The sequence below is a fragment of the Streptomyces sp. GbtcB6 genome, from assembly GCF_019091475.1.
In the GTDB taxonomy this organism is placed as follows: domain Bacteria; phylum Actinomycetota; class Actinomycetes; order Streptomycetales; family Streptomycetaceae; genus Streptomyces; species Streptomyces hyaluromycini.
In genome coordinates this window covers 1-25,963 of sequence record NZ_JAGXJL010000088.1, presented here as the reverse complement: position 1 = coordinate 25,963, position 25,963 = coordinate 1, and the positions used below count along the sequence as shown (strand labels likewise).

The 25,963-nt window shown below is 66.9% G+C and carries 34 protein-coding genes and 1 pseudogene; 8 read left to right on the top strand and 27 right to left on the bottom strand.

Going from position 1 to position 25,963, the window contains the following annotated elements; translation table 11 throughout:
• Positions 1-221: pseudogene (locus KVT45_RS52015) on the top strand (FAD-dependent monooxygenase); the annotation flags it as partial.
• Positions 222-485: 264 nt separating this feature from the next.
• Here the strand turns inward: KVT45_RS52015 and KVT45_RS58585 are convergent.
• Positions 486-797, bottom strand: coding sequence for a MarR family transcriptional regulator (locus tag KVT45_RS58585; RefSeq protein ID WP_368857572.1), 312 nt, complete (start codon positions 795-797; stop codon positions 486-488).
• Positions 798-989: 192 nt separating this feature from the next.
• Between KVT45_RS58585 and KVT45_RS52005 the strand changes: the two genes are divergently transcribed.
• The 3 genes from KVT45_RS52005 to KVT45_RS51995 all read left to right on the top strand — a co-directional run bounded on the left by KVT45_RS52005 (position 990) and on the right by KVT45_RS51995 (position 2,899).
• A complete protein-coding gene (locus KVT45_RS52005) occupies positions 990-1,397 on the top strand; it encodes a hypothetical protein (protein WP_217561599.1) in 408 nt (135 codons plus the stop codon).
• An 83-nt stretch (positions 1,398-1,480) separates the two neighbouring features.
• Positions 1,481-1,690 (top strand): hypothetical protein, encoded by a 210-nt coding sequence (locus tag KVT45_RS52000; protein ID WP_217561597.1) that lies wholly within the window; start codon positions 1,481-1,483, stop codon positions 1,688-1,690.
• A gap of 45 nt (positions 1,691-1,735) precedes the next feature.
• The gene (locus KVT45_RS51995; RefSeq protein ID WP_217561595.1) at positions 1,736-2,899 is read left to right on the top strand and encodes an MFS transporter; all 1,164 of its coding nucleotides are present in this window, start codon (positions 1,736-1,738) and stop codon (positions 2,897-2,899) included.
• 390 nt (positions 2,900-3,289) lie between these two features.
• On the opposite strand, the gene KVT45_RS58295 is transcribed toward KVT45_RS51995, so the two are convergent.
• Positions 3,290-3,733 (bottom strand): hypothetical protein, encoded by a 444-nt coding sequence (locus KVT45_RS58295; protein WP_217561609.1) that lies wholly within the window; start codon positions 3,731-3,733, stop codon positions 3,290-3,292.
• Positions 3,734-4,342: 609 nt separating this feature from the next.
• Between KVT45_RS58295 and KVT45_RS51985 the strand changes: the two genes are divergently transcribed.
• Positions 4,343-4,681: an HIT domain-containing protein gene (locus KVT45_RS51985; RefSeq protein WP_308311142.1), complete on the top strand. Its 339-nt coding sequence runs from the start codon at positions 4,343-4,345 to the stop codon at positions 4,679-4,681.
• Between the two features lie 19 nt (positions 4,682-4,700).
• Here the strand turns inward: KVT45_RS51985 and KVT45_RS51980 are convergent, their stop codons facing one another.
• From KVT45_RS51980 to KVT45_RS51880, 22 genes are all read right to left on the bottom strand, one after another.
• The gene (locus KVT45_RS51980) at positions 4,701-5,798 is read right to left on the bottom strand and encodes a glycosyltransferase (protein WP_217561591.1); all 1,098 of its coding nucleotides are present in this window, start codon (positions 5,796-5,798) and stop codon (positions 4,701-4,703) included.
• Positions 5,799-5,955: 157 nt separating this feature from the next.
• Positions 5,956-6,720, bottom strand: a complete 765-nt coding sequence (locus KVT45_RS51975) for a formylglycine-generating enzyme family protein (protein WP_217561589.1) — start codon at positions 6,718-6,720, stop codon at positions 5,956-5,958.
• Positions 6,721-6,783: 63 nt separating this feature from the next.
• Positions 6,784-7,902: a glycosyltransferase family 4 protein gene (locus tag KVT45_RS51970; RefSeq protein WP_217561587.1), complete on the bottom strand. Its 1,119-nt coding sequence runs from the start codon at positions 7,900-7,902 to the stop codon at positions 6,784-6,786.
• A complete protein-coding gene (locus tag KVT45_RS51965) occupies positions 7,899-8,627 on the bottom strand; it encodes a WbqC family protein (RefSeq protein ID WP_217561585.1) in 729 nt (242 codons plus the stop codon). Before KVT45_RS51965 ends, KVT45_RS51970 begins: the two co-directional genes overlap by 4 nt.
• The gene (locus KVT45_RS51960) at positions 8,624-9,334 is read right to left on the bottom strand and encodes a PIG-L deacetylase family protein (RefSeq protein WP_217561583.1); all 711 of its coding nucleotides are present in this window, start codon (positions 9,332-9,334) and stop codon (positions 8,624-8,626) included. The genes KVT45_RS51965 and KVT45_RS51960 overlap by 4 nt, the downstream gene beginning before the upstream one ends.
• Positions 9,334-9,861, bottom strand: coding sequence for a dCTP deaminase (locus tag KVT45_RS51955; protein ID WP_217561582.1), 528 nt, complete (start codon positions 9,859-9,861; stop codon positions 9,334-9,336). Before KVT45_RS51955 ends, KVT45_RS51960 begins: the two co-directional genes overlap by 1 nt.
• Positions 9,858-10,406, bottom strand: a complete 549-nt coding sequence (locus KVT45_RS51950; protein ID WP_217561580.1) for a deoxycytidine deaminase — start codon at positions 10,404-10,406, stop codon at positions 9,858-9,860. The genes KVT45_RS51955 and KVT45_RS51950 overlap by 4 nt, the downstream gene beginning before the upstream one ends.
• Positions 10,403-11,215: a TauD/TfdA family dioxygenase gene (locus tag KVT45_RS51945; RefSeq protein ID WP_217561578.1), complete on the bottom strand. Its 813-nt coding sequence runs from the start codon at positions 11,213-11,215 to the stop codon at positions 10,403-10,405. Before KVT45_RS51945 ends, KVT45_RS51950 begins: the two co-directional genes overlap by 4 nt.
• The gene (locus KVT45_RS51940) at positions 11,212-12,390 is read right to left on the bottom strand and encodes a bifunctional metallophosphatase/5'-nucleotidase (protein WP_217561576.1); all 1,179 of its coding nucleotides are present in this window, start codon (positions 12,388-12,390) and stop codon (positions 11,212-11,214) included. The genes KVT45_RS51945 and KVT45_RS51940 overlap by 4 nt, the downstream gene beginning before the upstream one ends.
• Before the next feature lie 155 nt (positions 12,391-12,545).
• Complete coding sequence (locus KVT45_RS57970) at positions 12,546-12,851, bottom strand: helix-turn-helix domain-containing protein (protein WP_302832692.1); 306 nt, start codon at positions 12,849-12,851, stop codon at positions 12,546-12,548.
• Positions 12,848-13,684, bottom strand: coding sequence for an endonuclease/exonuclease/phosphatase family protein (locus tag KVT45_RS51935; RefSeq protein WP_254648623.1), 837 nt, complete (start codon positions 13,682-13,684; stop codon positions 12,848-12,850). The genes KVT45_RS57970 and KVT45_RS51935 overlap by 4 nt, the downstream gene beginning before the upstream one ends.
• 2 nt (positions 13,685-13,686) lie before the next feature.
• Positions 13,687-13,974: a hypothetical protein gene (locus KVT45_RS51930; protein ID WP_217561572.1), complete on the bottom strand. Its 288-nt coding sequence runs from the start codon at positions 13,972-13,974 to the stop codon at positions 13,687-13,689.
• A gap of 101 nt (positions 13,975-14,075) precedes the next feature.
• The gene (locus KVT45_RS51925; RefSeq protein WP_217561570.1) at positions 14,076-15,026 is read right to left on the bottom strand and encodes an endonuclease/exonuclease/phosphatase family protein; all 951 of its coding nucleotides are present in this window, start codon (positions 15,024-15,026) and stop codon (positions 14,076-14,078) included.
• Positions 15,027-15,199: 173 nt separating this feature from the next.
• On the bottom strand, positions 15,200-16,444 hold the full coding sequence (locus tag KVT45_RS51920) for an acyl-CoA dehydrogenase family protein (protein WP_217561568.1): 1,245 nt from the start codon (positions 16,442-16,444) through the stop codon (positions 15,200-15,202).
• 93 nt (positions 16,445-16,537) lie between these two features.
• Complete coding sequence (locus tag KVT45_RS51915) at positions 16,538-17,188, bottom strand: GAF domain-containing protein (RefSeq protein ID WP_254648617.1); 651 nt, start codon at positions 17,186-17,188, stop codon at positions 16,538-16,540.
• Complete coding sequence (locus tag KVT45_RS51910) at positions 17,188-17,751, bottom strand: ATP/GTP-binding protein (protein ID WP_217561567.1); 564 nt, start codon at positions 17,749-17,751, stop codon at positions 17,188-17,190. The genes KVT45_RS51915 and KVT45_RS51910 overlap by 1 nt, the downstream gene beginning before the upstream one ends.
• A gap of 46 nt (positions 17,752-17,797) precedes the next feature.
• Positions 17,798-18,238: a DUF742 domain-containing protein gene (locus KVT45_RS51905; RefSeq protein WP_217561564.1), complete on the bottom strand. Its 441-nt coding sequence runs from the start codon at positions 18,236-18,238 to the stop codon at positions 17,798-17,800.
• Positions 18,238-18,720 (bottom strand): roadblock/LC7 domain-containing protein, encoded by a 483-nt coding sequence (locus KVT45_RS51900; RefSeq protein WP_217561562.1) that lies wholly within the window; start codon positions 18,718-18,720, stop codon positions 18,238-18,240. The genes KVT45_RS51905 and KVT45_RS51900 overlap by 1 nt, the downstream gene beginning before the upstream one ends.
• 62 nt (positions 18,721-18,782) lie before the next feature.
• Positions 18,783-20,216 carry an ATP-binding protein gene (locus tag KVT45_RS51895; protein ID WP_217561560.1) on the bottom strand — a complete coding sequence of 478 codons (1,434 nt, stop codon included), beginning with the start codon at positions 20,214-20,216 and terminating at the stop codon, positions 18,783-18,785.
• Positions 20,217-20,333: 117 nt separating this feature from the next.
• Positions 20,334-20,738 carry a hypothetical protein gene (locus KVT45_RS51890; RefSeq protein ID WP_217561558.1) on the bottom strand — a complete coding sequence of 135 codons (405 nt, stop codon included), beginning with the start codon at positions 20,736-20,738 and terminating at the stop codon, positions 20,334-20,336.
• A 137-nt stretch (positions 20,739-20,875) separates the two neighbouring features.
• Positions 20,876-21,358 (bottom strand): ATP-binding protein, encoded by a 483-nt coding sequence (locus tag KVT45_RS51885; RefSeq protein WP_217561556.1) that lies wholly within the window; start codon positions 21,356-21,358, stop codon positions 20,876-20,878.
• Positions 21,359-21,617: 259 nt separating this feature from the next.
• Positions 21,618-22,805: a helix-turn-helix domain-containing protein gene (locus tag KVT45_RS51880; protein ID WP_217561553.1), complete on the bottom strand. Its 1,188-nt coding sequence runs from the start codon at positions 22,803-22,805 to the stop codon at positions 21,618-21,620.
• Positions 22,806-22,951: 146 nt separating this feature from the next.
• Between KVT45_RS51880 and KVT45_RS51875 the strand changes: the two genes are divergently transcribed.
• Entirely contained in the window at positions 22,952-23,260 is a 309-nt protein-coding gene (locus KVT45_RS51875; protein WP_308311140.1) for a UDP binding domain-containing protein, read from the top strand.
• Between the two features lie 75 nt (positions 23,261-23,335).
• On the opposite strand, the gene KVT45_RS51870 is transcribed toward KVT45_RS51875, so the two are convergent.
• Both KVT45_RS51870 and KVT45_RS58580 read right to left on the bottom strand, forming a co-directional pair.
• A complete protein-coding gene (locus KVT45_RS51870; protein WP_254648616.1) occupies positions 23,336-24,133 on the bottom strand; it encodes a tetratricopeptide repeat protein in 798 nt (265 codons plus the stop codon).
• A 151-nt stretch (positions 24,134-24,284) separates the two neighbouring features.
• Complete coding sequence (locus KVT45_RS58580; protein ID WP_217561551.1) at positions 24,285-24,482, bottom strand: hypothetical protein; 198 nt, start codon at positions 24,480-24,482, stop codon at positions 24,285-24,287.
• On the opposite strand from KVT45_RS58580, the gene KVT45_RS51860 reads away from it, so the two are divergent.
• Positions 24,405-24,722 (top strand): hypothetical protein, encoded by a 318-nt coding sequence (locus KVT45_RS51860; RefSeq protein ID WP_217561607.1) that lies wholly within the window; start codon positions 24,405-24,407, stop codon positions 24,720-24,722. The two genes, KVT45_RS58580 and KVT45_RS51860, sit on opposite strands and share 78 nt — an antisense overlap.
• 176 nt (positions 24,723-24,898) lie before the next feature.
• Here KVT45_RS51860 and KVT45_RS51855 read toward each other — a convergent pair whose 3' ends face one another.
• Positions 24,899-25,069, bottom strand: coding sequence for an AlpA family transcriptional regulator (locus KVT45_RS51855; protein ID WP_217561549.1), 171 nt, complete (start codon positions 25,067-25,069; stop codon positions 24,899-24,901).
• Between the two features lie 373 nt (positions 25,070-25,442).
• On the opposite strand from KVT45_RS51855, the gene KVT45_RS51850 reads away from it, so the two are divergent.
• Positions 25,443-25,925: a hypothetical protein gene (locus KVT45_RS51850; protein WP_217561548.1), complete on the top strand. Its 483-nt coding sequence runs from the start codon at positions 25,443-25,445 to the stop codon at positions 25,923-25,925.
• Positions 25,926-25,963 lie beyond the last annotated feature (38 nt).

Here is a 25,963-nt window from a genome sequence, read left to right as displayed (position 1 = left end):
TCCGCGACTACGAGACCAAGATGATCGCCTACAGTCGCGAAGCCGTCGAGAAGTCCCTGGACCAGATGAGCGGCGACGGCCCCCTGCACAAGCCCGTGGTCGGCCGCGCGATGCTCGCGGGCATGCGCACCGCCATGCGAGCCGTCAACCACATGCCTCGGGTCAAGCGCCGGATGGCCGCTGCCGAGCAGGCGCTGCGGGGGCACGACCGCGATGAGTGAGCCGCTTCCCGCCGCAGGACCACCCGGACTCACGGGCTTCGATGCGGGCAGCACCGGAGGGGGTGGGTCCGGCCGCGGCGGGTGGGAGGCCGGGTGTCGCGGACAGCGGTGCCGCAGACCTTCGGTGCCGGGATGAGGTCTGGGAAGCAGGCTTCTGATCTGGCACGCCGGTGCCGCCCCCAGCCGTCCTTTCCGGCGACATCTTGCGCAGGCGCAAAGTGTGGCGGTGCTGCAACTCCGAGGTCTGCCACAGGAAACCCGTGATCAGCTCGATCTGGCCGGTGTCGTAGCCCGACCAGCACCGTGGCCTGTGCTTCGTCGGTCAGGGACGCGACCAGCCAGTAGGCGCGGGCCATGGCCTGCGGGGTGGGACTGTCCAGGGTTCTGCGCCGATCGGTGGGGTGCTTGGCGCGCTGCGTAGCCGGCCATCTCCAGCCGGTCGAGCATTGTGGTGGCACTGCTGGTGGTCAGCCCGAGCCAGGCGGCCAACTGGCTCGGCGCGGCCCCAGGTGTGTACTGCAGCAGAGTCTCCTTGCAGCGCAAGTCGGTCTCGTTCACGCCCAGTAGGCGCGCCATCTAGCGTTCAAAATCGTCGACTTCGGCCTGGTAGAGCCGCAGCACCTCGCCGAGTTCCGTCTGTCACCCGACTCTCTCCCTCTGAACCTGATCGCAATTCGACTATCACGTTAAGCGATCGTCTAAATACCAAGGGTGGTCAACATGCCGACCGCCCGCCACTCCGCTGAACCACGGAAAGGACCCAATCCGATGAACGACGACAGCATGATCACGCTCGACGCAGACGACAGGCTCACCATCCAGACCGCAGTGCATGGGGTGATGAACCTGGTTCTGACGGCCGACCCCGGTGTGATTTCCTCCACGCGTGGGGGCATAGCCGCGGGAAAGGCGATGTCTTCGGCCACTGGCCTGGTCGGACACGTTCTGGCGGAGAAGTCCAAAGTAAAGCTGGACGGCTCGTCGACCGCTGAGATCGCCGACCAGGTGTTCCCGGCCCTGACCGGGTCCATGCATCTGCTCAACGCCAAGGACCCGGCCGAGGCGGACAACTTCCGCCGCCTGATTGACACGATCATGCAGTCGGTTGTCGTAGGCGGCCCCAAGCCCGCCGAGGCCGAGATGATCCGCAAGATCAACGACGCCCTCGACGCCTGACCTCCGCCGAAGGCGAGACTCGCCGGGGCGCGACCCGCGCTCCGGCACCAAACCCGACATCGCAGCGACAAGGAGCCCGCCGAATGGCCACCGATCAGGGAACACAGATACAGACCCAGGATGACGATTTCGTTCCGCTGGTCACCGGCCGGGCCCGATCGATAGCGCTAGTGGTGGTGCTGTTGGCAATGTTCATGGACCTGCTGGACAACACCATCATCAACGTCGCCCTGCCGTCCATGTCGCCCAGCCGGGACCCGGTGATCAGTGCGACGGCGAAGGCCAAGGTGTAGCCGGCGGCGATCCACTGGACGCTGGAGTACGCTCCGCCCAGGTCGGTGGCCTCGGCGGCCTGCGGCGCCTCCCAGACGTCGTGGCAGCTGATCGCCGCCCGCGTCGTCCAGGGCCTGTTCGCGGCCATGATGGTGCCGCAGGTCCTGGCCGTGATCCAGACCATGTACGCGCCGAGAGACCGCGGTAGAGCAGTCGCGGCGTTCGGTGGGCTGGCCGGACTAGCGACGATCGGCGGCCCGATCCTGGGCGCGCTGCTGACCTCCGGCGACATCGCCGGCATGGGCTGGCGGGCGATCTTCTGGGTGAACGTGCCGGTCGGGGTCATCGCGCTCGTGCTGGCGTGGATGCATCTGCCGGAGTCCAAGGCGCCCGGGAAGGTCCGCCTGGACATTCTCGGCGTGGTGCTGGCCTCGGCAGCGATGCTGATGCTGATCTACCCACTCATCAAGGGCCAGGACCTGGGCTGGCCGACCTGGACGTTCGCCTCGATGGCCGGGGCCGTGGCCGTGCTGGCCCTGTTCGTGGCCTATCAGCGCCGCCGCACGCGCACCGACGGCTCGCCGCTGATCGAGCTGAGCCTGTTCGGCTACAAGTCGTTCACCGGCGGCCTCCTGGTCAACCTGCTTTTCATGGGCGGCGTCATCGGATTCTTCCTGGTGTTCACTCTCTACATGCAGGTCGGCCTCGGGTACTCAGTCCTCCGTTCCGGACTGACCGGCATCCCGTGGGGCGCCGTCGTCCCGGTGTTCGCCGGTGTGGGCGCCGGCGTCCTAGCCCCCAAGGTCGGTCGACCGGTCATGCAGATCGGCCTGCTGCTGGCCATCACCGCGCTGGTGTGGCTGGTCTGGATCGTCGGGCGTGAGGACGTCACCTCGCTGAAGACGGCCCCGGCCCTGGCACTCGGAGGTGCCGGCATGGGCCTGGTGGTCGCTCCGCTGCTGGACTTCACCCTTGCCGACGTGCCCATCGCGGACGCCGGATCGGCCTCAGGGATCTACAACTCCATCCAGCAGATCGGCTCGGCCATCGGCATCGCCGGCATCGGCGCCCTGTTCTTCGCCCAGACCGGCAGCACCCGGCCAAGCCCAGCCACCTACACTCCGCCCTTCCAGCACGCCCTGTGGCTCACCATCGCCTGCTTCGCCGTCGCCCTGGCAGCCAGCTTCCTGATGCCACGCCACGCTGCTCACCAAGAGGTCGGTGCCTGACAGGACCGAGATAACCACAGTGACAGGCGAGAGGAACGTCTGTGCCGTCAAACGCACCCATTCCCTGATGATCGACCAGCTCTTGTCCGCGCTGCGGCGTTTGAAGCGCTCGCGCAGCTTCCCTGGCGCGTCCGTCGCAGGCACAAAGAGTCACCGTGCCCGCGCATGCTGGATGTCTGAAGTGGTTTTCGCAGAGCGGTCGCCGCGCTCCGAGGAGCGGCTACCAGAAACTGAACGGTTCCAAGCCGGAACCCGGACGCCAGCCCCCTCAGAAACGGAACCAACGCGCGGGTTCGCGGCGGCGCAACTCCAAGATTCTGCGAACTCACGCGATTCCAACCGGTCCAAGCTCGACAAAGACCCGGCCCAGTGGCTGCCGCCTTTCACCGGCTACTGGTGCACGTACGTCACCGACTGGATCGCCGACCAGACCGTCGACACCGCTGAGCAGGGTTGAAGATCGCCGCCGGCGGGATCGTAGGCGGCGTAGTCCTGGAGTTCGCCCCAGGAGGCGAACAGGACCAGTTCCGGATGGTTCGTGCGGCGGCCTTCCTTGAGATCGAGGGCCGCGAGGGCCAGCGCGGCCAACAATGCGGCGCCGACCGAGACGAGGGCGTCGGTCCGCCGACCGGCGTTGTGGAGCCGCAATCGCAGCTCAAGCCAGATCGCGGCGCCATCGAGCTTCCAGGCCATCCGGGCGATGCGCTGAAGCACCGACGGCAACTTGGCGCACATCTGCCTAAAGGACACGTTGTCCAGCGGGTTGGTCGAATACTCGCCGCTGTAGACGATCTCGGCGGGTGGCGGCGGGGGGATCTCGGTTGGTACGTCCATGGCGTCAACGGATGTCAACTGCACTCCCATGCACGGTTGTTGTGTACGGACAGGCGACGCATGGGTCAACGAGCGGCACCGCGATATCGAACACACGTTTTTGAGACGTCGCGGATTCCGCACGCTCACGCAGTGCACACGTCGTGACTGATGCATCGACCCTTGTGGCGTACGGATCGGCCTCAGTACGAGGTTGGCCGAATCGCCGAGGCCCACGCGAGGCCGTCGGCACTCACGTAGGGCGAAGGAGCGGGAGGACTTCGCCACACAGCTCGGCTATGGCCTCGCCGTGCCAAGGTCCCGCGTCGTTCGGTGCCGCAGACCCCCTCGCCCTGAGGGCGTACGGCGCCCTACTCATGCGTCCCGACGATGAGTTCGAGGATTTCGAAATCGCCGTCTTCATTTCCGTATATGTTTTCGAGTTTTGAACTTTCTTATGGGTTTTTCGAGTTTATGGGGTTTCTGGGCACGCGTGTAGCCTGGCTGGTGATCGTTCTTCGGCCGCCGGTCGGCGCACCTGTCGTGCTTCCTGTGCCAAATGACGTCGCGGTCGTACAACTCTAGGGATTGGGTGGCATTGTGAGCGTTTCGGTGAATACTGCCGAGAAGGTGTCGGACTTCTACTGCGCCGAGGCGCTGTCTGGGAAGACGCCGGTCAAGGTGGTGGAAGAGACGGACACAGTGCTCGCCTTCGAGCACACCAGGCCGAGCTACCCCGTGCACATCGTGGTGGTCCCGAAACAGCACATCCCGTCCTTGGTGAATCTCGGCGACGGCGGCGAGGAGTTGCTCGTGGACGTCCTGCGGGTGGTCCGCCAGGTTGCCGGACAGGTACGTGAAGAGCATGGGGCCGCCTGTGTAGTGACGAACGAAGGCGAATACCAGGAGTCGAAGCACATGCACTGGCACGTGCTGTTCCGGGGGGAGTTGCCTGAGGGCCGGGTCTGACCGGGCAGCCCCGACTCGGTCAGGTCTTACGACGTCCGCGAGGGCGAGTGAGCCGTAGGGTCCGGGCGGCGATGTCCCGCGCGACGCGGTGGATCTTGTCCGGGTCGGGTTGCAGCCCACTGTCCTGAAGGCGGAGAAGCAACTGCTCGCAGGCGGCCACGATCGGCCGGCCATCAGCAAGCAGTTCGTCGTCCGGGACGACGATGCAGGTTCCGCGTCGGGCATAGGCCTCGGCGTTGTCCAACTGATCGCCTCGACTGACTGAGGCTGGAAGCGGGATCAGTACGGCGGGCTTCCGCAGCGACTCCAGTTCGGCGAGGGTGGTGGCGCCGGCCCGGCCGATCACGAGGTCGGCCAGCCAGAGGGCGTCGACCATGTCGTCGTGAAGGTACTCCAGCTGCCAGTATCCGGGCACCTGGCTGAGGGAAGGGTCGAGGTTACCTGGTCCGCTGATATGCAGGACGGCGAACCGGGCAGTGAGGGCGGGAAGTTGACGGCGGATCGCGTCGTTGATGCGGGTGCTGCCGTTGCTGCCGCAGAAGATCAGCAGGACGGGTAGGTGGGCCGGGATGCCGAGGTGGGCGCGCAGTTTCTCCGGCCGTCCGTCGGCGAGGTCGTCACGCAGCGGAAGGCCGGTGACTACCGCCTTGCGTTCCAGCCAACGTGGCAGGTTCTGTCCCGGTTCGGCAAGGTAGATGGTGCGGGCGAAGCGGGACAGTATCCGGTTGGCCAGTCCAAGGGAGTGGTCGGATTCGTGGATGGCCAGCGGTACCCGGTTCAGCCAGGCCGCTACCCCCACGGGCACGGAGACGAAGCTCCCCTTGCTGAAGACGACGTCCGGCCGCTCGCGTCGCATCGCTCGCCAGGCGGCGAACACCCCGTGCACCACGGTCAGCGGCATGACGGCGTTCCGCCAGGACCGATAGCGGTGCAGACCCGCTGAGGGGACAGGGACGAGCCGGATGCCGGCCTTCTCAGCAAGGCCAGCCTCGATGCTGTCGGCCCGGCCGAAGTAGACCAGCTCTTCGACTCCGGCCCGCCGCAGTTCAGCGGCGACGGCCAGTGCGGGGACGACATGTCCGGCGCTCGCGCCGCCGGTAATCCCGACTTTCAACATCCTCGGAGCACGGTGGGCGGGTTCTGATTGCTGCCGTATTTCCACTCGTAGGCCTTCCTGTCACGGTGCGCATTATCGTGTGGCGCTTATCGGGGCGAGGTGCCCTTCGGACCATATCCAAGCCAGGTTGAGCAATTGCAGAGCTGAGCGAATCCGCTCAGGCGGCGTCGAAGACGACTCGGAATCCAAGGTTTACATTCCGGTCGTCCGAGAAAGAGAAGTGTCGGTTGTCGCAGCGGCCATACCATTCCGGATAGGAGTACGAACCGCCCCGGATGACGCGCCCGGCGGGCAGGGTTCGTCCTTTCCACAGCGTCGAGGTGGGCTCAGTCTCGGGTCCGTGTGGGTCGGTGGTATCGGGGGCGTCGGGGTACGGGGCGTACCAGTCGGAACACCAGTGCCAGAGCACTCCGTTGAGACCGTGGATGCCATGCGGGTTCGCCGTCTTGGCGGAGGCGTTCCAGCAGGACAGGAACGCCTCGGGCCACGCGCGGCCGGTGTGCTTGCGGTGGGGAACTGAGCTGAAGTCGCAGGCCGCAGTGCAGGAACACTTGGCGCGTACGGCGTACTCGAACTCGGCTTCGGTGGGGAGCCGGTAGGCGCGGCCGTCGCGTCGGCTCAGCCAGGCGACGGCGCCGAGGGCATCGTTGTACGAGACGCCGACGACCGGCACGTCATTGCCGTGGACGTTGGCGTCGCTGAACAGCGGGCCGGGTTTCCAGACGTCGTCCCAGATCTCCAGTTCCGGGTCGGCAGTGATGCCGAGGGCGTCGCGGTAGGCCTGGTAGAGGCCAACGCTGAAGGGGGTGGTCTGCCATTGGACGGTCTTGGTTATGTGCACGGTCTGGAGCTGGCCGTCGGCCAGGCGCCGTTGGAAGGCGCCGGGCGGGACGGAGGCAAAGGCCACGGTAGTGCTGGACACGCTTTTCTCCCGACGATGGTGGTGGCGCGGGTGGCCGGCGGGCGGCCCGCGGCGGGACAAAGGTCAGGTACGAACGGCGGCGATGGCGCGGGCAGTCAGCGTGGCGAGCAGGTCGGCCGTGGTGGTGATGTCGTAGCGGCGGGCGTTGTCCAGTCCTGCGCGTGCGAGGGCGTCGCGCCAATGGGTGTCGTGAGCCATCTGGTCGATCGCGGCGGCGAGGCTGGCCGGGTCACCGGGTGTGTACGGGCTTCCGGCCTGGCCGAGGGTGGTGTTCATGCCGGGCAGGTTGGAGTAGACGACGGGCAAGCCGTGAGCCTGCGCCTCGATGGCGACGAGGCCGAACGCCTCCAGTTCGGCGGTGGTGAACACGAAAGTGTCGAAGTCTCGGAAGCGACGCCACAACTCCTCGCGGGGCAGGAACGGTTCGAAGGCGACACGGCCATGCACACCGAGGTCGTGGGCCCTCTTGATGAGATGGCTCAGCTCGGGGCCGCTACCGATGACGGTAAGCCGGTGGGGCTGGCTGGTGAGGGCGAGCGCTTCGATGGCGGTGATGGTCGACTTGTTCTCGTCCAGGCGGCCGGCATGGAGCAGGGACAGAGGGCCGGTGCTGCTGCGCGGGCGATGGCGCACCAGAGCTTCGGCAACTGGGATTCCCCAGGGGACGACGGTGAGCCGGCCGGTGTACCGGTGCTCGGTGAGACGGTCAATGTGCTCGGCGAGCGTGCTGTTCGGCGCGATGACGAAGGTACTGGCCGCGACAACCTCGGTCATGGCAACGCGAGCCTGTTCTACATGGTCTGCGGCGATCACGTCGGTGCCGTGCGCGACGCTGATGACCGGGATGCGGTCGGCGGCGCGGGCGAACGCGGGGCTGAGCCCGAAGCCCAGGTGCTGAGCGTGGATCACGTCGGGCCGGTGCCGGTTGATCAGGTCTTCCACCTCGGCGGTAAGTCCGGCGACGTACGTGTCGAACGCAGGGTCGCCGTACGGCTGCTTGGCCACGCGGAGCGCGACCAGTTCGTCGAAGGGGTGGTGCCAGGCCGGGTCGACGGGCGGCATGGTCAGGAAGGTCGTGTGCACCTCGGGCATGGCGCGGTAGGCGTCGGCGACCAGGATCATGCTGCCGCAGGACGGCGCTGCTGGCAGGTCGATGCCAGTCAGGATCCGTGTCGTGCTCATACAGGCACTCCGTTCGGACGGGAGCGGTAGGTAGTGAGTCCGTCGAGGAGCAGGCCCCGCAGACCGGCCCAGCCGAGGTTGCAGGCGGCGTCGACGACCGAAAGGGCAGCCGTGAAGCCCTGGCGGGCCCACGTTTGCGGGTAGACGGGGTGGCGGGGGTAGTACTCGTTCCAGAGAACGGAGATGCCGGCGTGCTGGAGGGCCGTGGTGTCGAGGTAGCCGCGGGTGCCCGATCCGGCCCACAGGACGGACTGCCGCGTGTGTTCGCAGACCCGGACGATCCGCTCCATCCGCCCTTCAGCGGGCAGCGGCATCCGTGAGGTGAAGCGGATGGCGCAGGCGGCGCCGAGTGCGTCACGGATGCGGTACAACATGTCCGCGTTGAGGTCGGCCAGGAACTGGTGTCCTGCGCTCAGCGGCGGGGTGAGGACTTCCATCGCCTCGTCGAAGAATTCGGTCTGGCCGTAGGCCATGCGCAGGGTGCGCACGAAGGTGTCCGGGGCGAAGGTGTCGGCGATGCGGGTCTCGTGAATCAGCTGGCCGTGCCTCTTGGTCACGGGAACGGTGATCCACTGGGTGCCGGTCTTGGTCTTGATTCGGTTGCGGTTCTGCCAGCCGCCGTCTTCGAACTGCACGTCGTCGTAGAGCGCAACCATGTCGCAGGCCAGCAGTGCCTCACAGAACCCGAGCCAGGGTAGGAAGGCCGGTTGCTCGATGTAGATCACGGCCGCCGCTCCGGTGAGTCCGTGAGGAGAACCAGGGACGGCACCAGGGCCTCAAACAAGCGCCCTTCGGCGGCTCGGTGTGGCAGGCGGTCCCAGCCTGCTGCCGCCGCTCGATGCCGGGTGAATGGCTCACCGAGGTAGTAGCGGCCGGACTGGGTCCCGTGTGCTTGTAGAGCCTTGACCTTGGCATCGATGTGGTCGGTGATGTCCACCAGCACGGTCGGGTTGACGCTTTGGTACGGGCCGAACGGCTGGCCGTGGAGGATCGTGGTGCAGAGGGGCACCCGGGCCGCGGCGTTCAGTGCCGCCCGGGACACCGCGTGGTGGTCCTGGTGGTCGCGTCCGTCGTGTACCGGGTGAGTGAGCAGTACGGTGCACTCAAGGCGGACCAGGGCAGCTTCGATCCGGGATATCAGGTGCCGGTCCGGCTGTAGCGAGCCGTCCGCCAGGTCCAGGCATTCGAGGTCGATGCCGGTGCCCTCGTAGGAGACGGCGGACTCTGCCGGCCGGGCCCAAGCGTCCAGCCGCGCCCCATCGGCCTGGTCAGTGAGTGAGACGCCGTTTGCGCCGTTGGTCACGATCACGACCGCCACTTCGGCGCCGGCCTCGCGCCAGCGGCGCAGCGTGCCGAAGAACAGGATCTCTGCGTCGTCCGGGTGGGCGACAACCGCGACCACCCGGTCCGAGGGCGAGAACAGCAGCGGCATCAGGTCACCTGCTCAAAGTCGCGGTAGGCCTGCGAGGGCATGGGGAGGGTGGAGCCCTGGTACTTGCCGGCGTACAGCTCGATCTCGCCGAGCGGGCGCCAGAAGGTGACCTGGCCCACACGCATACCGGGATAGATCTTCACGGGCTGAACGGCGTGCAGTTGAAGGGTCCATCGGTTGATCGACCCAATGTCGATCAAGTCTGCGGTGACATGGACGAACAAGCCCAGGCGAGCGATCGAGGAGCGGGCCCGGATGATCGGCACGAAGTGCTCGCTGCCCATGGTTTCCTCGGTGGAGACCAGGTAGATCCGGTCGCGCTCCAGCAGCATCCCCTCTTCCGGGATGGTGCCGCGTTCGAAGGAGTTCTCGGCCCGGCAGTCCAGAACCTCGTCGGTGTACCAGCCGATGTCCTTGCTGAGGTGGAAGTCGTAGCTGTTGGGGCTTACACAGCTGAGGTCGAACGGCTCGATGGTGATCTCGCTGTTCTTCACACGATGCGTGATCTCGGGACCGGTGAGGATCATGCCGTCATCTCCAGGGCATGGGTCGGGTTGCCGAGTGCGGCGTGCGGGTGGCAGGGAACGGCTTCGCTGATGTGCCCGTAGTAGCCCTGGTAGGGCTGCCGGTGGCCCTCGTGCGTCCAGAAGGACACCTGGCCGATCTTCATTCCGGCGTAGACCCGCAGCGGTTGGACGGCGACGATCTCCAGAGTCCAGCTGTGGCAGGCGCCCAGCTGGCCAAGGTCGGCACTGATCTGCAAGAACAACCCGAGGCGGCCGACCGAGGAGCGGCCGATCAGGCTGGGCACGTAGAGGGGGCTGCCGATCACCTCGACCGTGGTGCTGAGGTAGACCGTGCGCGGCTGGAGGACGTACCCGCCTTCGGGGATCTCAATCTCCTCGCAGGGAGTGTCAAGGCGGGCGTCAGTGACCTCCACGGTGGGCACCTTCAGGGTGCGGCCGAGACGGTAGTTGTAGGAGTTGGGATTGACCATCGCCTCGTCGAACGGGCTGATGGTGATCTCCCCGCGGTGGACGGCTTCTGTGATGGCCTGGCCGGTGAGGATCACAGGGCGGTCCTCTCGGCGACGTAGGTCTGGCGGAGCAGGCGCCGGCGGTCCTCGGGCAGCTCCGCCTGGCCTTCGCCCAGCGGCATGCGGCCGTGGGCGTATCGCTGCTGATCCCACACCAGGACCTGACCGGGCTGCAGTCGGTGAGTGGTGCGCACGGCGTACACGGCCTCAGCCAAGCGGGAGAACGCGCCTGCGGCCTGGTCGGCGGAAACCAGGTTGGTGTCCACCAGCTCGCCCTTCTCCAGGTGCGGGCCCATCTTGCTGGTGAAGCGCACCGGGAAGCCCCCGGTCAGCTCCTGGGGCACGATGGGGAATCGCTCAAGGGAACGGCCGACGCCGTGCACGCCCTCGTCGGTCCAGTACCGGTACACCGATTGCTTCAAGGCCTCGCGGTCCCCGTCGCTCAGCGAGTCGACGGCGGACCACATGTCCGCCAGGGCGGAGGCGCCACCGCCCTGCGGATCGTCACGCACGCAGTAGAGGGCGATGATCCGAGGGGTGAGGTCGCGGTCGACCATGTCGATGTGGAGCCGGTTCTCGCCCACTCCGTGGGTGCGACCGGGGTCGGCGTCAGTGTGTACGGTCAGGTCGCTCCACGGACCGAGGCCCGGGTAGACGCTGAGTACCGTGCCGAGAGCGGACAACAGCCCCAGGGTCAGGTCCTGGTTGCGCTGGTGGTCAGCGGGGGCGGTGAAGACGATCACCGCCCGGCCGGCACCGGGCCCGTAGAACAACTCCGCGAAGTGACGGTGGCCGTCGTGCCCCTCGAACACTTCAGGGGCGTTCAGAGTGAGCAGGTCGTTCATTCATGGCTCCCTAAGAGAGAGATGACGGTGGAGCGGAGAGTGAGGTGCGGGAGGACGGGGGTGTGCGGCACGCCCAGTCGTCCAGCCAGGTAGGCGGTGGTGACCACGCTCCCGCGTCCGCGAGCAAGCACGGAGGTGCTCACCGGTTCCTCGCCGATGGCCAGCGCCTGCTGGACGACGGCGTTGATGTCGTGCTCGCCGGTCAGCCGCACCAGCGTGGTGTCGAAGGGAACGGCGTCGGCCAACGCGCGACGGGTCACCGTCTCGGGCAGGCCACTCCGCAGCGTCGGCAGATTCAGGAGGAAGGCGTCGGCGCCGCTGCTCGTACGAGCTTGCTCAGCCAGCATTCGGGCGAGGACCGCCCGGTCCGGGATCGTGGTGGTGAGGGTGCCGAGCACTCCGGCACCCCACTCCTCGTACGCAGAGAGGGAGTCTGTGCCCGGTCCGGTAGGGCTGCCGTCCGGAGGGTGGTACTCGGTTGTGAAGGTGTGGGCACCGGCGACGTCGAGATCGATGCGCAGCAGCCCGGCGCCCAGCTCCGGAGCCTTCACGACATGCCGTCCGCCGGACGTCCAGTGGTAGTCCTCGCTGTGGCAGTGGCCAGCCACGATGAGGTCGAACGGGCTCATCCCGCACTGCTGTAGGGCTACATCCCGCTGGAAACCGCTGTGGCTCACTCCGATGACGATGTCGGCGCCCAGGCCGAGCAGCCGGTCGCGTTCCGCGGTCAGCAGCTCGGCGGTCGGCTGGGTGAATGCGAACCCGGCCCGTTCCTCCAACGGGACCGCCTCGTACGCCTGCGCGCCGATGAATCCGACCACGCCGACGCGCAGGTCTCGTGCCGGCAGAAGGAGACCCTTCTCCCAACGACCGGCGAAGGCTGTCGGAGGGGTGAGGTTGCAGCAGACCACGGGAGGGAACAGCTGCGGGTGCCGGATGCGCATCAGATCGGCCAGGTCGTGGTTGCCAGGAACCACGACGTCGTAGCACTCGCGCAAAATCCGCTCTTCGGCCTCGCCTCGTGAGTACTCGTGGAAGGCGTTACCGCCAAAGAAGTCACCGGCGTCGATCACCAGGGCACCTGCCGTGCACCAGCGGGCGATGGCAGCCACGGTGGAGTGTCCGTCCGGGACGCTGGAATGGAAGTCACATGTGGCAATGACCGTCGTAGGCATACAGCCTCTTCGTAGTTGTAACCCTGAGGCACCCCGCGTCTCTCGACGCCGGCGCACTGAAGTGAGTCCGCCCACTTGGATAGGGGCGGGGTCTGCTGCAGGTCTGTCCTGACCGCGGGGGACGGTGAGCGTGTGTCCCCTCAGCACCGGGTGTCTCACGCGACGGGCAGTCGTACTCCGTCGTGTGCTCCGCCTCGCCCGCGCAACTTCACGCCGGCTTTCAGCAGGCTGCGGTGGACAGTTCCGAATGAGCGGGGCGTGTGCTCTCCGATGTCGCGGATCGTTGCCCCCATGCCATACGCCTTCACCACACGCACTGTGAATTGGATGGCCGCGTCACCCGTGAGGTGCGTGTGGGGCTTGTACGGGATGGGCAGGTGGTTCAGCTCCTGCTTCCACGGGAGCTCCGCCGCCTGATCCGTTGCCGTAGGGATGATGCCCGCCGTTGTGGACGCTGTCATGAGAGGGAGCCTGCTTCCACGTCGAGGACGACCGGCAGGTGGTCGGAGACCTTGCGAGCTCCGGCCGTGTCGTGGGTGTGGTAGCCGTACACCTGGAGGCCGTACACGAGAGCGTGGTCCAGACTCAGGGGAACAGGTTCGTTGCGGTAGTAGTAGCCGACGGTCGCGGCCCGCCGCGTGCCGGTGATCGTCTCCGGGTCCTGCCAGCCGGATTCGAGAAGTACCTGCATCGCCCGGGTGTCCGTGTCGCCGAACGTTCCGTCGTCCTGAACAAGTCGGTAGCGGGATTGCAGGTTCCGCGGCACCTTGTCCCAGTCGGGCTCGTCGGACGGACTTGGGCAGTTCATGTCGCCCAGGAGCACGGCGCGGGGTGGTACTCCGGGGAAGTCTCCGGCGTAGTCGGTCATCCACCGTGCTTCCCTCAACCGGCTCTCGCCATCGGTGTAGCTCAGGTGGGTAGCCAGCGCCAGGAAATCACCGTGGTCGTTGTCCGCTTCGAACAGCCGGAACCTCGCACGGATCAACGCGTGGTGGAAGACCCCCTCGCCCAGCCGCCGCCTGCCGACCAGACGTAGCTTCGAGGAGCGGTAGAGCAAGGCCGTGTGGTTCCGGCCGTCCCCGATGCGCGAGCGAGCCATCGACACCAGCGTCAGGCCCAGAGTGTCAGCCATCCATAGCAGGCGTCTCTCCTCGGCCTCGTCCCACTGTGTGCACTCCTGGAGGGCGAGAACGTCCGGCTCCAGACCGGCGAGGATCTCCGCCTGTGCGTGGAGCCGTTCCTCCGAGGAACCGTCCACACCGCCGCAGAAGAGATTCCAGGTCACGGCGCGCATCCTCATATCGACCCTCCAGCCGTGAACGGGGCGAAGTCGTCGACGTCGTACACCGCGAGTTGGCCCCACGGGGCGATACCGGAACCGAAGCGCGCGGCCTGCTGGGTCAGGTCGAACAGGAGAAGCAGGACGGTGGCCGCGATGCGGTCCCAGCGGGCGTCGGCAGAGAAAGGCAAGGCGGTGGTCTTCTCCATCGGCGGCGTTGCCCCGTGCAGGATCGAGCTGACCTCCTTGGCCAGGTCGGGGCGGCCGCGGGTGTCGGCAAGCACGGTGGAGCGGGTCTGGAGCACTGATTGTCCTGTCCGGAGAAACTGGTCGGGGTAAGTAGTCGAGCGGCGTGATGTCCGTGCCAACGTGATCGATGTGGGCGACGGTCTGAACCGGGTCGGGCTCAGGCGGCTACGACGTGCGGGGGCCGGGGATCGACGGTGCGGCGCAGTGCCTCGACGAGGCCTCGGTAGGAGAGGACCACTTCGACGGCATGGTGGTCACTGATGCCGGTGGTATCGATCACGGAGACGTCGAGGACGGCTGTGATCGTCCAGGGGTCGAGGTAGAGGCGGTCGATACGGCGTCCCCCGCCCTGGCCTTTCGCCGCGTGGCCGGCGGTGGCTTGCAGAGCGGAGCCCTGACCGAGGCTGTCGGCGGCGTAGCGGGCGGGGTCGTGAAGTCCGCAGCGCAGCAGGGTTTCGTCCAGGTAGGTGCAGCTGATGCGCGATCCGTTGGGGCCCGGGTTGGTGCGGTGGACGACGTGCGCGTAGTCGGTGACGTCGGGGCTGGTCCAGTCGATGGGCGGGACGGTCTCGCCAGCCGGGTGCGGGTACTCGTTGCAGTCCCCGCCGCCGATGAAGGCAGATCCCTGCTTCATCTTGTCGGCGAGGGCACTGATCTCCTCGGCCTCGCGTTCGCGGCCTCGGGGGGAGTTGAAGGCGGCGTGCCAGCTCGCCAGGACGATGTTGCGGTCAGGGGCCTCGGGCAGGCGCACGATCGTGTTCGTGGGCGGGGTGCGCCAGATCCGGTTGTCGTCGAACTGCTGGTGGACTTCGAATGTGGTGGGGCGTACAAACAGGCCGGTGCCGTTACGGCCGGAGCCTGGGGCGCCGAGGAAACCCCGCATGCCGAGGGCACGCTCGGCGGCGTGAAGCCGGCGGCCGCCTTCGGCCCGGCTGTACGTCATCTCCTGCCTTAGCAGGATGTCCGGACGGCGGTCCCTGAGGAGTTCGTGCGCGTCCTGCCACCGCTGTGGGGGCTGACCGCCCTTGTCGGGGCCACCATCGTGCTCCAGGTTGAAGGTGATCACCCGCACGACAGGTTCACCGTATTGGTCGGGTCGGTTAGTCACGATTCCTCCTTGGGTCGCGAGTCTGCTGGGGTGCTGGGCGTGTGCCCGGTGTCAAGGACCAGGACGCGGAACCCGTGCGCGGCAATGCGGATTCACGGGCTGCCGCGCACGGGAGTCGAGGGAATTCATTAGGGCCGCCTCGTTGGAGCTGCGGTGAGGGCTGCCGCGGAGGACTACGTGGCCGTTGGATCAAGGCGGGCCCAGGCGGCTTCGGCGGCCAGCCGCTCGGACCACTCGATCTCGGTCTCGCCCAGAGCGGTCTTGGCAAGGTGGATCCGCTGGAACTCACCGGTCCCGGCCGGCGGGTAGGTGTACTGGATGTCGCGGAAGAGGCGTTGGAGCGGGTAATCGCCGTCCAAGGCGCGGGCGCCGTGCAGTTCCATCGCGTCGCGTGCGGAAGCTGCGGCGAGTTCGTGGCCGGTGTGCTTGGCGCCGATCAGGTGGGAGTCGCATGCCAGGCCGCGATCGAGGAGGTGGACGGCGTGATAGGCCAGGCCGAGGGCGTTTTGGAGGCGGGCCTGCATGGCGCCAAGGCGGTCCCGCAGGACAGGCAGGTCGGACAGGTGCCCGTCGTAGCGGGGGCGGCTGTCCAACCACTGGGCGGTTGTCTTGACCAGTGCCTCGTGGATGCCGAGGCTGACGGCGGTCAGGTTGGGGCGACCGTAGAGGATGCTGCTGCTCTGCGCGACGAACAGGCCCTGGCCGACGTCTCCCAGCACGTTGGCCTCGGGTATTCGGACTCGATCCAGACGTAGAAGGCCGGCGGTGAAGCCGTGCAGGCCCAGACCGGGCCGGTGCCGGTCCACGGTCAGCCCCTTGCGGTCGTGCTCGACCAGGAAAGCGGTCAGGGCCTGGGAGGCGGAGACGTCGTTCGGCGCGGTACGGGCGACGACGACATGAAGGCCGGCCAAGTGGCTGTTGCCGATGTGGACCTTGCTGCCGGTGATCACCCACCAGCCGCCGTCCGGTTCGGCTACCGTCTCGATGCCCCCGATATGGCCGCCCGTCTGCGGTTCGGTGACCGCGATCGAGAAGAGAAGTGTCCCGCCCGCCGCCTGCGGCAGCCACCGCATCTTCTGTTCGGTGCTTCCCCAGTGCTGCACCGCGCCGACCGGGATCAGGGTCGCCTGAAGCAAGGCTGCCGCAGCTGCGGACACCACGCCGGTCCGGTGGATAAGCACCGTCTTGGCGACGTGCCCGGCCGCCATCCCGCCGTACTGCGTGGGGATGGTCACTCCGAACCAGCCCCGCTCGGCCATGAGCTGGGCAGTCCTGCGCTCCACCTTGTGGGGGGACGCCTCCATACGCGGCACGCGGAGCGCAACGTAATCGGCGGCGAATGCATCGGCCTCATGCCACAGCTGGTGGTGGTCGCGTGTGAGGTATGGGGTGAGTGCGGTCGGTGTTGTGGTGGGCATGGTCGTCTCCCTCTCCCTGTACGGGGTCGCAAGGCGGAGTGCGGCCGGATCCCCGGTCTTGGGGCTGCCGAGTGGGGGGTGGCGAGGCGGATCTCAGCGTGCAGGAGTGCTACTCGTCAGGGCGTCCAGAACCAAGGCGCCGCCGTCCTTCACGGCGTCCAGGAGGCGCCGGGCGTCGGTACGCGGGCGCGCTTCGGGATCGATCGTGCACACCGTGCCCAGCGCGATCCCTTCGTAGATCAGCGGGGCGCCGAAGTAGGAGCGGATGCCCACCATGTCCACCACGAGGTTGCCGGAGAAGCGCGGGCTGGCGTGGACGTCGAACAACGGCAAACCCCTCTTCCGCTTGACCACAGCCGGGCACCAGCCGTGCTCCAGGCTCATGGCGCGGCCGAGGATCATGTGGCCCGAGTCGGGCGGCGGATTGTGAAGGCCGACGAAGGTCTGCTCGGCGCGGAAGATGTTGACGAAGCCGTAGAGCATGCCCGTGGTCTCGGCGAGATGGTCCGCAAACTGGTCCATCAGGTCATCCGGCCCGGTGGGCACGCCGAGGCGCATGAGGAGTTCCTCGCGGGCCCGCCTCTCAGCCATCTCCTCGGCCTGGGCCGCACTGACCACTTCCTGGCCCAAGTGGATTGCGCCAGGCAGCGGGACGAATGCTTCCTGCTGGCCGGGCGCGGGGCGTAAGCCGGTCGCGGTCCTGCGGGAGAACGCGGGCAGATAGGGGGTTTCGTGGTCTGTCATCACGCATCCAGAGAGGTGGAAGAGGTCGGAAGGCGAGTCAGGGCATGGTCGACGAGGCGAAGTAGGACCCCGGCGACCGAGGTGGGATCGCGGGCATCGCAGGCCACCACAGGGATATGGGCCGCCAGTGCGAAGGCGTGCCGGATCTCGTCGAGGGGGTAGCGGTGAGCGTTGTCGAACTGGTTGACGGCTACGACGAACGGCAAGCGGGTGCGCTCGCAGAAGGTGACGGCCGTGAAGCTCGACTCCAGCCGACGCGTGTCCGCGAGGACCACGATGCCCACCGCGCCGCGGGCCAGGTCGTACCACAGATCCATGAAGCGGTCTTGACCAGGCGTGCCGAAGAGCATGAGTTCCATCGGCATGGGCAGGTCGAAGCCGACGTATCCGAAGTCGAAGGCCACGGTGGTATGGCTCTTCGCCTCCACGCCGGTGAGGCTGTCGGTGGTGGTGCTTTCGTGGGTCAGGTACTCCTCGGTGGAGATCGGTTCGATCTCGCTGACCGCGCCGACCGCGGTCGTCTTGCCGACCCCGAATCCTCCGGTGACGAGGATCTTCAGCACGGCCGGGCCACCGGCCGCCCGGACCACAGCCTCCTGGCCGGAATGGTCAGCAGGCCTTGGCTTCGGCGTCGGACCACTTGCGTGCGAGACCGGCACGGAGTGCCTCCAAGAGCTGTTGGGTCGGGCGGTCCCCGGCCGCGGAGTCGGGGGAGTCAGCGGGCGTGTAGGCAGCGGTGACGGACAGCACCAGGACACGGGCGTCGACGAGGTCCGAGATCAGCACCCGGACTGCGGTGAGGGGCAGGTGGACGGTGCCCGCCAGCTCCGCGACCGACCGGTGCCTTTGACGGCACAGCTGCACGATCTGCTGGTACTCGCCCTCGGACAGTCCCGGGCCGGCTCTCCCGTCTCCGGCCACCAGTACGGTCTCCGGGGTGAGCCAGTGGCGGGGGCGAGTACGGCCCCCGGTCAGGAGGTAGGGCCGTACGAAGGCGCCACCTGTACCCTCCTGCGCCGCTGGCGGTGTGTGCCTGCGAGGCCCGTTCATCAGGCGCTGCGGACGGCCGCGACCATGTACGGGGCGAACCGGTCCACGAGCTCCCCCATTTCGTAACCCACCGTCTTAGGGTTGGCGCTCGGTTCGGCGATCACGGCCAGCACGGTGTCGACCACGCCTGCCGTGTTGCCCGGTTGGTTCGGAAACACCGCGCTGGTCCCGGCGATCGTTACGAAGATCAGGGCGTCCTCGCGTTCGACCACAGCCATCTGCAGACCGCCCTTGCCGCCGTGCGGGCCCGGGATGTTCTCGCACAAAGACGCCAGCGTGCCGAAGGTGGCCGCCCACTTGTCGGCCGGGGTCTTGGGGATCCCGCTGTCCACCAGCTTGAGCCCGTCACGGGAGACCAGCAGCGCGTGCGTGACTCCGGGGACGGCATTGACGAACTCCTCCAGCAACCCGGCCAACTGCTCTCGGGCCTTCTGCCCGGACGCGGTGGCCATCACGGTGTCGCCACCGTTGTCGTAGGTCATGAGAAATCGCTCCTGCGGATTCGGACCAGCCACCATCACGCGGCGGGCCTTGGGTGGGGGGACTACGGCTGTGAGGTCGGCGGCACGGTTCCAGTCGGCTCCGGCCCGGCCGAGAGCGTCCTGCCCTGGGCGCGGACAGCGTCGACACCGTCCTTGAACGCGCCGGCCAAGCCGTATCGCGGCCGAGCGGCTGGGGGCTTGGGCCGGGCTGGTTCGGGTACTTCCGTCTGCTCGGTCACCACGCGCCGAGGCAGGGGCGGGACAGAAGCAGCTTGCCCGGCGGTGGATGCCGAGGCCGGGGCTGACCGGGGCGTCGCGCGTGCGGGCTGGATCGTCGGTGGCACCGCAGGCGGTGCCGGATGTGCGACTGCGGCGACAGGAAGCGCCAACGACACCAGCAGCCTGTCCGGGACAACAACCAATGCTGTTGTCCCCCCGGTAGGATTCTCCGTCAGCTGAACGGATATGCGGTGGCGGCGGGCGATCCGCGCCGCGGTGAGCAGGCCGAGCCGTCCCGCACTGACCAAAGCGCCCACGTCGACCTGATCGGGTTCGGCCAGTAGACGGTTCCACCGCGCCCGATCGTCCGGCCGCATCGGGAGGGCGACGCGGTCCTCGATCTCGATCGCCAGGCCCCTCGCCACTTGCTGGGCCCGCACCTGCACCTTGGTGGCGGGGTCGGAGAACTGCGTGGCGTTTCGGACAAGTTCGGCAAGCAGATGCGTCAGATCGGGCCCCACGTGCCGGGGAAGGCCCAGCTCGGCGCCTACCGTACTGGCGGCAACGGTCACCCTGGCGTAGTGGAGGATCTCCTGGTTCGCGCCCCGCAGCACCTGCATCACGCTCACCGGTTCACGGGCGCTGCGCAGCGATTCCCCGGCGACCACGGCCTTGCTCTCAACCCAACGCCGCAACCGTGTCACCAGATGATCGAGCGTGAAGAGCACCTCCAGCTGATCAGGATCCTCGGTCCCTTCTTGCAGGAGATCCAGCTTCTCCAACGCCCGTGCCACAAGGGCATGTTCACGCTTGGCAAACTGGTGGAGCATCGACAGCAGCACCGCCGACTGCGACTCGTCGTGCACACGCATCAAGGCGGCGACCGCCTGCACCTGAAGCTCAGCCAGCAGAGCCACCGCTTCATCCGCTGCCCCGGCCTCCTCAAACGCCGGGAGACTTTCGGGCAGTGCTACCTTTCCGCCCCGGCACAGCTCCTCCGCCGACCAGGCCACGAGCTTGTCCACAGCCGTCGCCGCTTCAACAACGCGCTGCAACTGTGCCGTGTGCACCCTCTCCACGGCTGTGGCCGCCGCTCGCGCCCGTACCGCCCCCACTCCTGCGGCGGCCAAGAGTCCCGCGGCTAACGCAGTCAGAAGCAGGCCAGTCGAGATCGAAACTGTCCGCCAGGCAATGACAACACCGCCCAGCACGGACAGGACGATCACCAGTGGTGCAACGACCGCGGTTCGGATCTCTTCGAGTAGGACGCGATCCACCGCAGCGCGGCGCTTTCTCCTGCGCCGATGGGGGGCTGGGCGGGCAGAGGGCTGGGGGGTATGCATGAGGTCCTCAGAGTCAGTTCCAGCAGGGGGACAGAGGGCTGGTAGTACGTGTCAGTCGACGGGGAGGATGGCCTGCACGGTCTTGCCCACGGCCTCGCCGTCCTCGTCCGTCTTCACATCCCACGCCAAATGGCCGTTGCAGCGGGCGACCCACCACAGGCCGCAGCGCTTGCCCTTGACATCGATGCCTTGATTGGCGACCTCGACGAAACCGAGGAAGTCGCGGAAGGCGTCATCCACCTCGATGAGCAGTTCACGGGATTCGGCATTCACGATGAGGCGCAGGGTGATGGTGCCGTCGGGGAAGGGCTCGCCGTGGCTGACGGCGTTGTCGACGAGTTTGTCCGCGACGCGAGCCGCGATGTCGACGTCACCCTCCCAATGCCCGATCGTCAGCCACGGCCGCACCCGCTGCCGCGCAAGAAGACCCGCAGCCGCACTGGCGACGATCGACACGCTCCACTCAAAGGCCGGCTCACCCTCCGGTCTCAGGGGCAAGGGCGTGACCAGGCCATGAGCGCTGACGCGCGGCTGCCGGGGCTTACTCATAGCCAGGTAAGCGGAGGAGGACGTGGGGGCGGATAACCAGTCGGTCACGACTGACCCTCCATCGTCGGTACTTCGAGACGGCACCAGGTCTCCGCGCCGGCAGCCCTGGTACCCCAGGCCCCGCCGTGCTCCATAGCAATGGCATCGACCAAGTGAAGGCCTCGCCCTGACTCCGCGGTCGCACCCGCCGGTTTGAGCGACGCTTCCCCCGGCACTCCGTCCACGACGACGATGTGCAGGCATCCTTCACGGGTGGTCAGGATCACCCGCCCTTCGGCCGCACCGCTGTGTCTCACCGCGTTGGTCACCAGCTCCGAGACGACCAGTTGCACCGCGTCGATCAGAACGTCGAGGCCGTGAAACCTGAGCTGGGCTGCCGCGATCCGCCGCATGATGCCAACCCGAGCAGCAGCTTGCTGACTCGGTTGGAGATTGGGGCCACGCGGACCGATTGCGAACCGCTCATCCATCACATCCTGGTCGCGGTTCAGGACCACCACGGGCCTTCGTACGGCTGTCGTCGTCATCACGTCCTCTTTGGGGGAGCGTGGGGCCGACCGGACAGTGCGCTTCGGGCGTGGCTGCAATGCGGTAAGGGCGTGAGGATCCGTACCTGAAGGGGCCTCAGCAGGTGCGCGTCGACGGGTGCGCTGCTGGGCCTGGGCGTGCTTCGTCGTCATGGTCGGCTCCATGTCGAAGTGGCCAGTGACGACATGGTGCAAGCACGACTAGGCCCTAACTATCACGAGCTGATGATAGTTAGGGCCAAAGCCTTACCTTGTGCGACTAACGGCTGGTCAACCACGAGCCGTATGAGAGGAAACTCTCCGGAAGTCGACGGTGCGCGGCCTCCAAGCCGCTGTACGTCTCCCGCACCGTCGGGTGGTACTTCGCCTGTTGTGGCGCCGTCTTGCGGGCCTTGAGGAGGCTCTGGAAGGACGCTTCGAGCTTCCCAGTCCACATCTGCGCGCGAGCAACCTCTGCGTAGTGGTGACTCGTACGAGACTTCGGCCAGTCCTTCGGGATGGTGAGGCCACCGGTGGCCTCGACTGCCTCGCCATACTGGTCAAGCTCAGCAAGGACGGAAACCCGGTGCACCTTGACGTTGGTGGGGCCGAAGGTCAAGTAGTGCACCTTGACAGCTTCTCCAGTCGTGCCCGCGATTCGCTCCGCCTCTTCGAGGTGGGACAGGGCCTTGCCCGGATCGTGAGCTCGGCCGGCCATCACTGCGCCACCGAGGTGGAGCTGCCCGGTGACGACATCGCGCTCGTGGGACTGGTCCGCCTGCTGGAGTGTGGACAGCCCCTTCTTAACAAGACGCTGGCCGATCTCGAACTTACCCTCGCGCAGGTAGGTGAGGGCGCGGAGGTACTGGTACATGCCGCCGAGAACGGCGTCGGAGCCTCGTTCCGCGGCCCAGTCCACGCGAGCAAGCGAGAGCTGCGCAAGATCAGGGAATCCGAGCTTGGCCGCGACGTCGTAGGCCGTGCGGTAGAAGGACGCGAGCGTCAGCCAGCCCTCCGTGCTGTTCAACGCATGGGCCGCGGTGGTGCCCTCCTCGATGAGCCCAGCGACGTTACTGGCTGCCTTCTTGATCTCACCGGCGCGGACAGCTACCAGGAGTGCATCGGCGTCGCTCTTGAGTTCGTCAAGGCTTCGCGGCCCGACGTCGGAATCGGCCCCGAGGTCGTAGATGTCCAGAGCTTCTCTGATCGGCCTTATCAGGATGTCGAGTTCGTCGGTCCGCAACTCATCTGTGTAGGGCTGGCCGACGACCGTGGCGACCTCGATCCGCAGGCCGCGGGCAAAAGCAGCGACGACGTGCGGGGTGGCCGAAATGACACCTTGCTCAGTCTTCGTATAGGTGCTGTATGGAATCCCGGTCAGCTCTGCGACCGCTCTTTGAGTGAGGTGGCGTTCCCGGCGCAAGCGCGCCATCCGCACACCGGTGTGATCCTCGGGCAGAGCGTGCATACTGGCTCCTGTTCTGCGTCGACACCAGAACAGTACCTGCGGTCGGCTCCGCAGGGCACGGACGAACCCCGCTCCGCCGAGGAGTGGGGTTCTTCGTGTTCCGGTGTGTGAAGCCTTGCCGATAGGAACTGGAAACTCTGATGGCCGTGAGCCCAAGACACCTAGCCCTCCAGCAGGCTGGTGCCATCGTCACCATTCACGACCCGCAGGCCGTGGCCACGGCGATGATCCGCAACCCCGAGTTGGACTACACGGACGACCTACTCGCTTCCTTGGACGGCGCTGACGCCGTTGTTCTGACCACCGAATGGCCCGAGTACCAGCAGGCCGACCCCCAGGCCCTGGTGGAGCAGCCCGCCAACCCCCTGCTGGTCGACCGCCGCACGCCCCTCACCCCCGAGTCCTGGCGCGATGCAGGCTGGAGCCGTCACCAGCTCGGACGACCCGGCAAATAGGGGAGGCGTCCGACAGGACGGCTGACGCGTGGTCACCGAGGCTTGGTGACTTCGTTGGCCACACCGGCGACGGCATCAACCGACTGCTCGGGTCAGCAACGCTTCTATGCGGGAGCGGATGGACGTTGCCCGAGGGTCGGTATAAGGGGTCAGGTAGGTCAGGGCCTCGATCCAGTGGCCACGGGAGGTCTCGGGGTCCTCCGGGTGAACGGCTGAGGCCAGGTGGTCAAGTTCCAGGGCGAGCTGCCAGGTGTCCCCTAGGCCGCGGTGAACGGCCGCGGCCTGGCGGTGGAAGGTGGCGGCCTCGCCGTGACGATCCATCGCGGCATACGTCTGGCCCGTGCCGCGCCAGGCCAGGGCTTCGCGGCTACGGTCGCCGAGGCGTCGGTGGAGCACGGCGGAGCGCTGGTAGGAGGTCAGGGCGTCGCCGTGCTGGGCGATGGTGCGCTGGATGTCGCCGAGGGTGAGAAGCCAGAAGCCTTCCCGGGTGTGGTCGCGGAGGGCGAGCGCGATGTCGAGCGCCTCGTCGATGGATCGCCGGGCGGCATCGGAGTCGCCCTCTTCGAGTCGCAGGGCGGCTGCGATCCGAAGGAGGTTGCCTTCTCCGCCACGATTGGCCAGGGCCCGGTGCGCGGCAAGCGCCTCGTCGATGACCGAGGCGGCCTCGGGCACGCGGCCGGCACTCAGGCGGGTGCTGGCGATGTTGGACAGTGCGGTGGCTGTTCGTTGACCATTTCCCAGGTCTCGGAAGATGGACATTGCCTGCCCGAAATGCGCGTCCGCCGAGTCGAGTTCGCGCTGTCGTAGATGGATCAGGCCCATGAGGTTGCGGGCCTGGGCCTCGTCGAACCGGCTCTGCGAGCTGCGCGCCAACGTGACGGCTCGCTCCAGAGCGTCCAGGCCCTCGGAGAAATTGTTCAGAGCTCTGTGCGCGAGAAATGCGGTGACGAGGCGCGCGGTGGGGCGAGGGTGTAGGTGACGATGGTGAGGCCGGGATCGGCGGAGGTGCGGGCGGCTTCGGTGCTCAGCCTGCCGACCGCGTCGTGGGCGAGGCCCTCCCCGCCGTGGTAGGGCCGTCGGGCGGGGGGCGGAAGACGAAGCGGGCCAGGCTTGGCGGCTGCTCGTCGCTGTCAAGAGCCTCTGCGTGCAGGGCGCGGGCGAGAGCGTTGGCGGCGAAGATGTCCAGGTGGGCGTTGCGGACGAAGGCGGCGGCGCCGATCATCGCGTCGAAGTTCTGCTGGAGGCTGGGCCGTACGTGGCTGGCGCCGCCGTCGCGGTCGGGGACACGGTGGGGGCTGTTGGCGGCACGGACGAGCGCGGCCAGGGGGGCGCGTTCGACGTCATCCAGGCGCAGGGCGCCGGCGAGGACATCGAGGATGTCCTCGGAGACGCCGCCGACGTTGCCACGCTCAATGCGGGTGTACTACTCGACGCTGATGGCTGCGAGCTGGGCGACTTCTGAGCGCCGTACCCCGGATACCTGGCGCAGTCCGCCGTAGTCAGTCAGGCCAGCCTCCTTGGCGCTCTTCCAAGACCATCGACGCCCCGTAGCCCGTTACGAATCGCACTGCATGTCCAGCTGAACCACCCGACGGCAACGTCCTCCGATGCCCAGGTCCCCGGAAACCAGCTGCGCCTTCAGGCGACGCGATCTAGCGCTTGGGATTCCAGCCACACCTCTACATCGACCCAGCGATACCGAAGGTACCGACCCACCCTGTGGGCTCGTGGGCCCTGGCGGCGATGGTTCCATATGTAGACCGTATTCAACGGCACACCAAGGAATTCTGCCAGCTCCTCAGCCCTCATCAATGGACGGCGATCTCCAGCGCTGCTGGTGGCCTCGACGGCGCGAGCAGTTGTTCGACGCGTATGCACTCCACTAAAAGTTGGGGCGAATTGCTACCCGCTGAGATGGCATGCGAAACAGTGCCACGAGATTCCGGCTGCACCAAATGAGAAGTCCCTCATTAGCCCCTCTGAGGCTTCGCAGATTTTTGGCGGAAACTCGCGAGGCCTCGGGGAGGGTTCGCCTCAATAGTAACGACGGATCCGCCATCGCTGATCGGCGTTGACAATCCAACTCCCATGGATCAACATTCCAATCGCCGGAGGCCGCACAACAAACCGTGCACGAATCCTCTACCAAGCCCGGCTCACCACATCACGAAAGTAATTCACGTTGCCCTACGATCGCTGGCATAAGCAGCCGAGCAAGAACGGCAAAGAAAAGCTCTGCCAACACAAGAAAGTCCCCTCCAAGGTGCATGGACAGGGCTCTCGCTGGCAGGCCCGCTGGAGGAATTCGGACAGCGAGCTACTCACCGAACTATTCGAACACGAAGCCGACGCGCGCGCCCATGAAACCGCCATGCGGGCGGCGGTCAACGACGGCACCTACATCGACCCAAGGGACGATGTGCTCACCGTGAAGGAACTCGCCGAGATGTGGCTGAGCGGCCAGAAGGTTCAGCCACGCACACTTGCCCAGTACAGGTCACGGGTCCGCCTTCACATCGTTGGTCCGCTCGGCAACCGCGACCTCAAGAGCATGAGCGCATCGGTGGTCCGCGAATGGATTGCGGATCGCAGGCAGGGCCTCGATGACACCAACTGTTGCTCTGCTTCTGAGACCGCGTTTGAGATCTGCAGCGAACCAGGCTAGACAAGCATCCGTTCTGTCGTGGCCGGCACGTAGGGTGC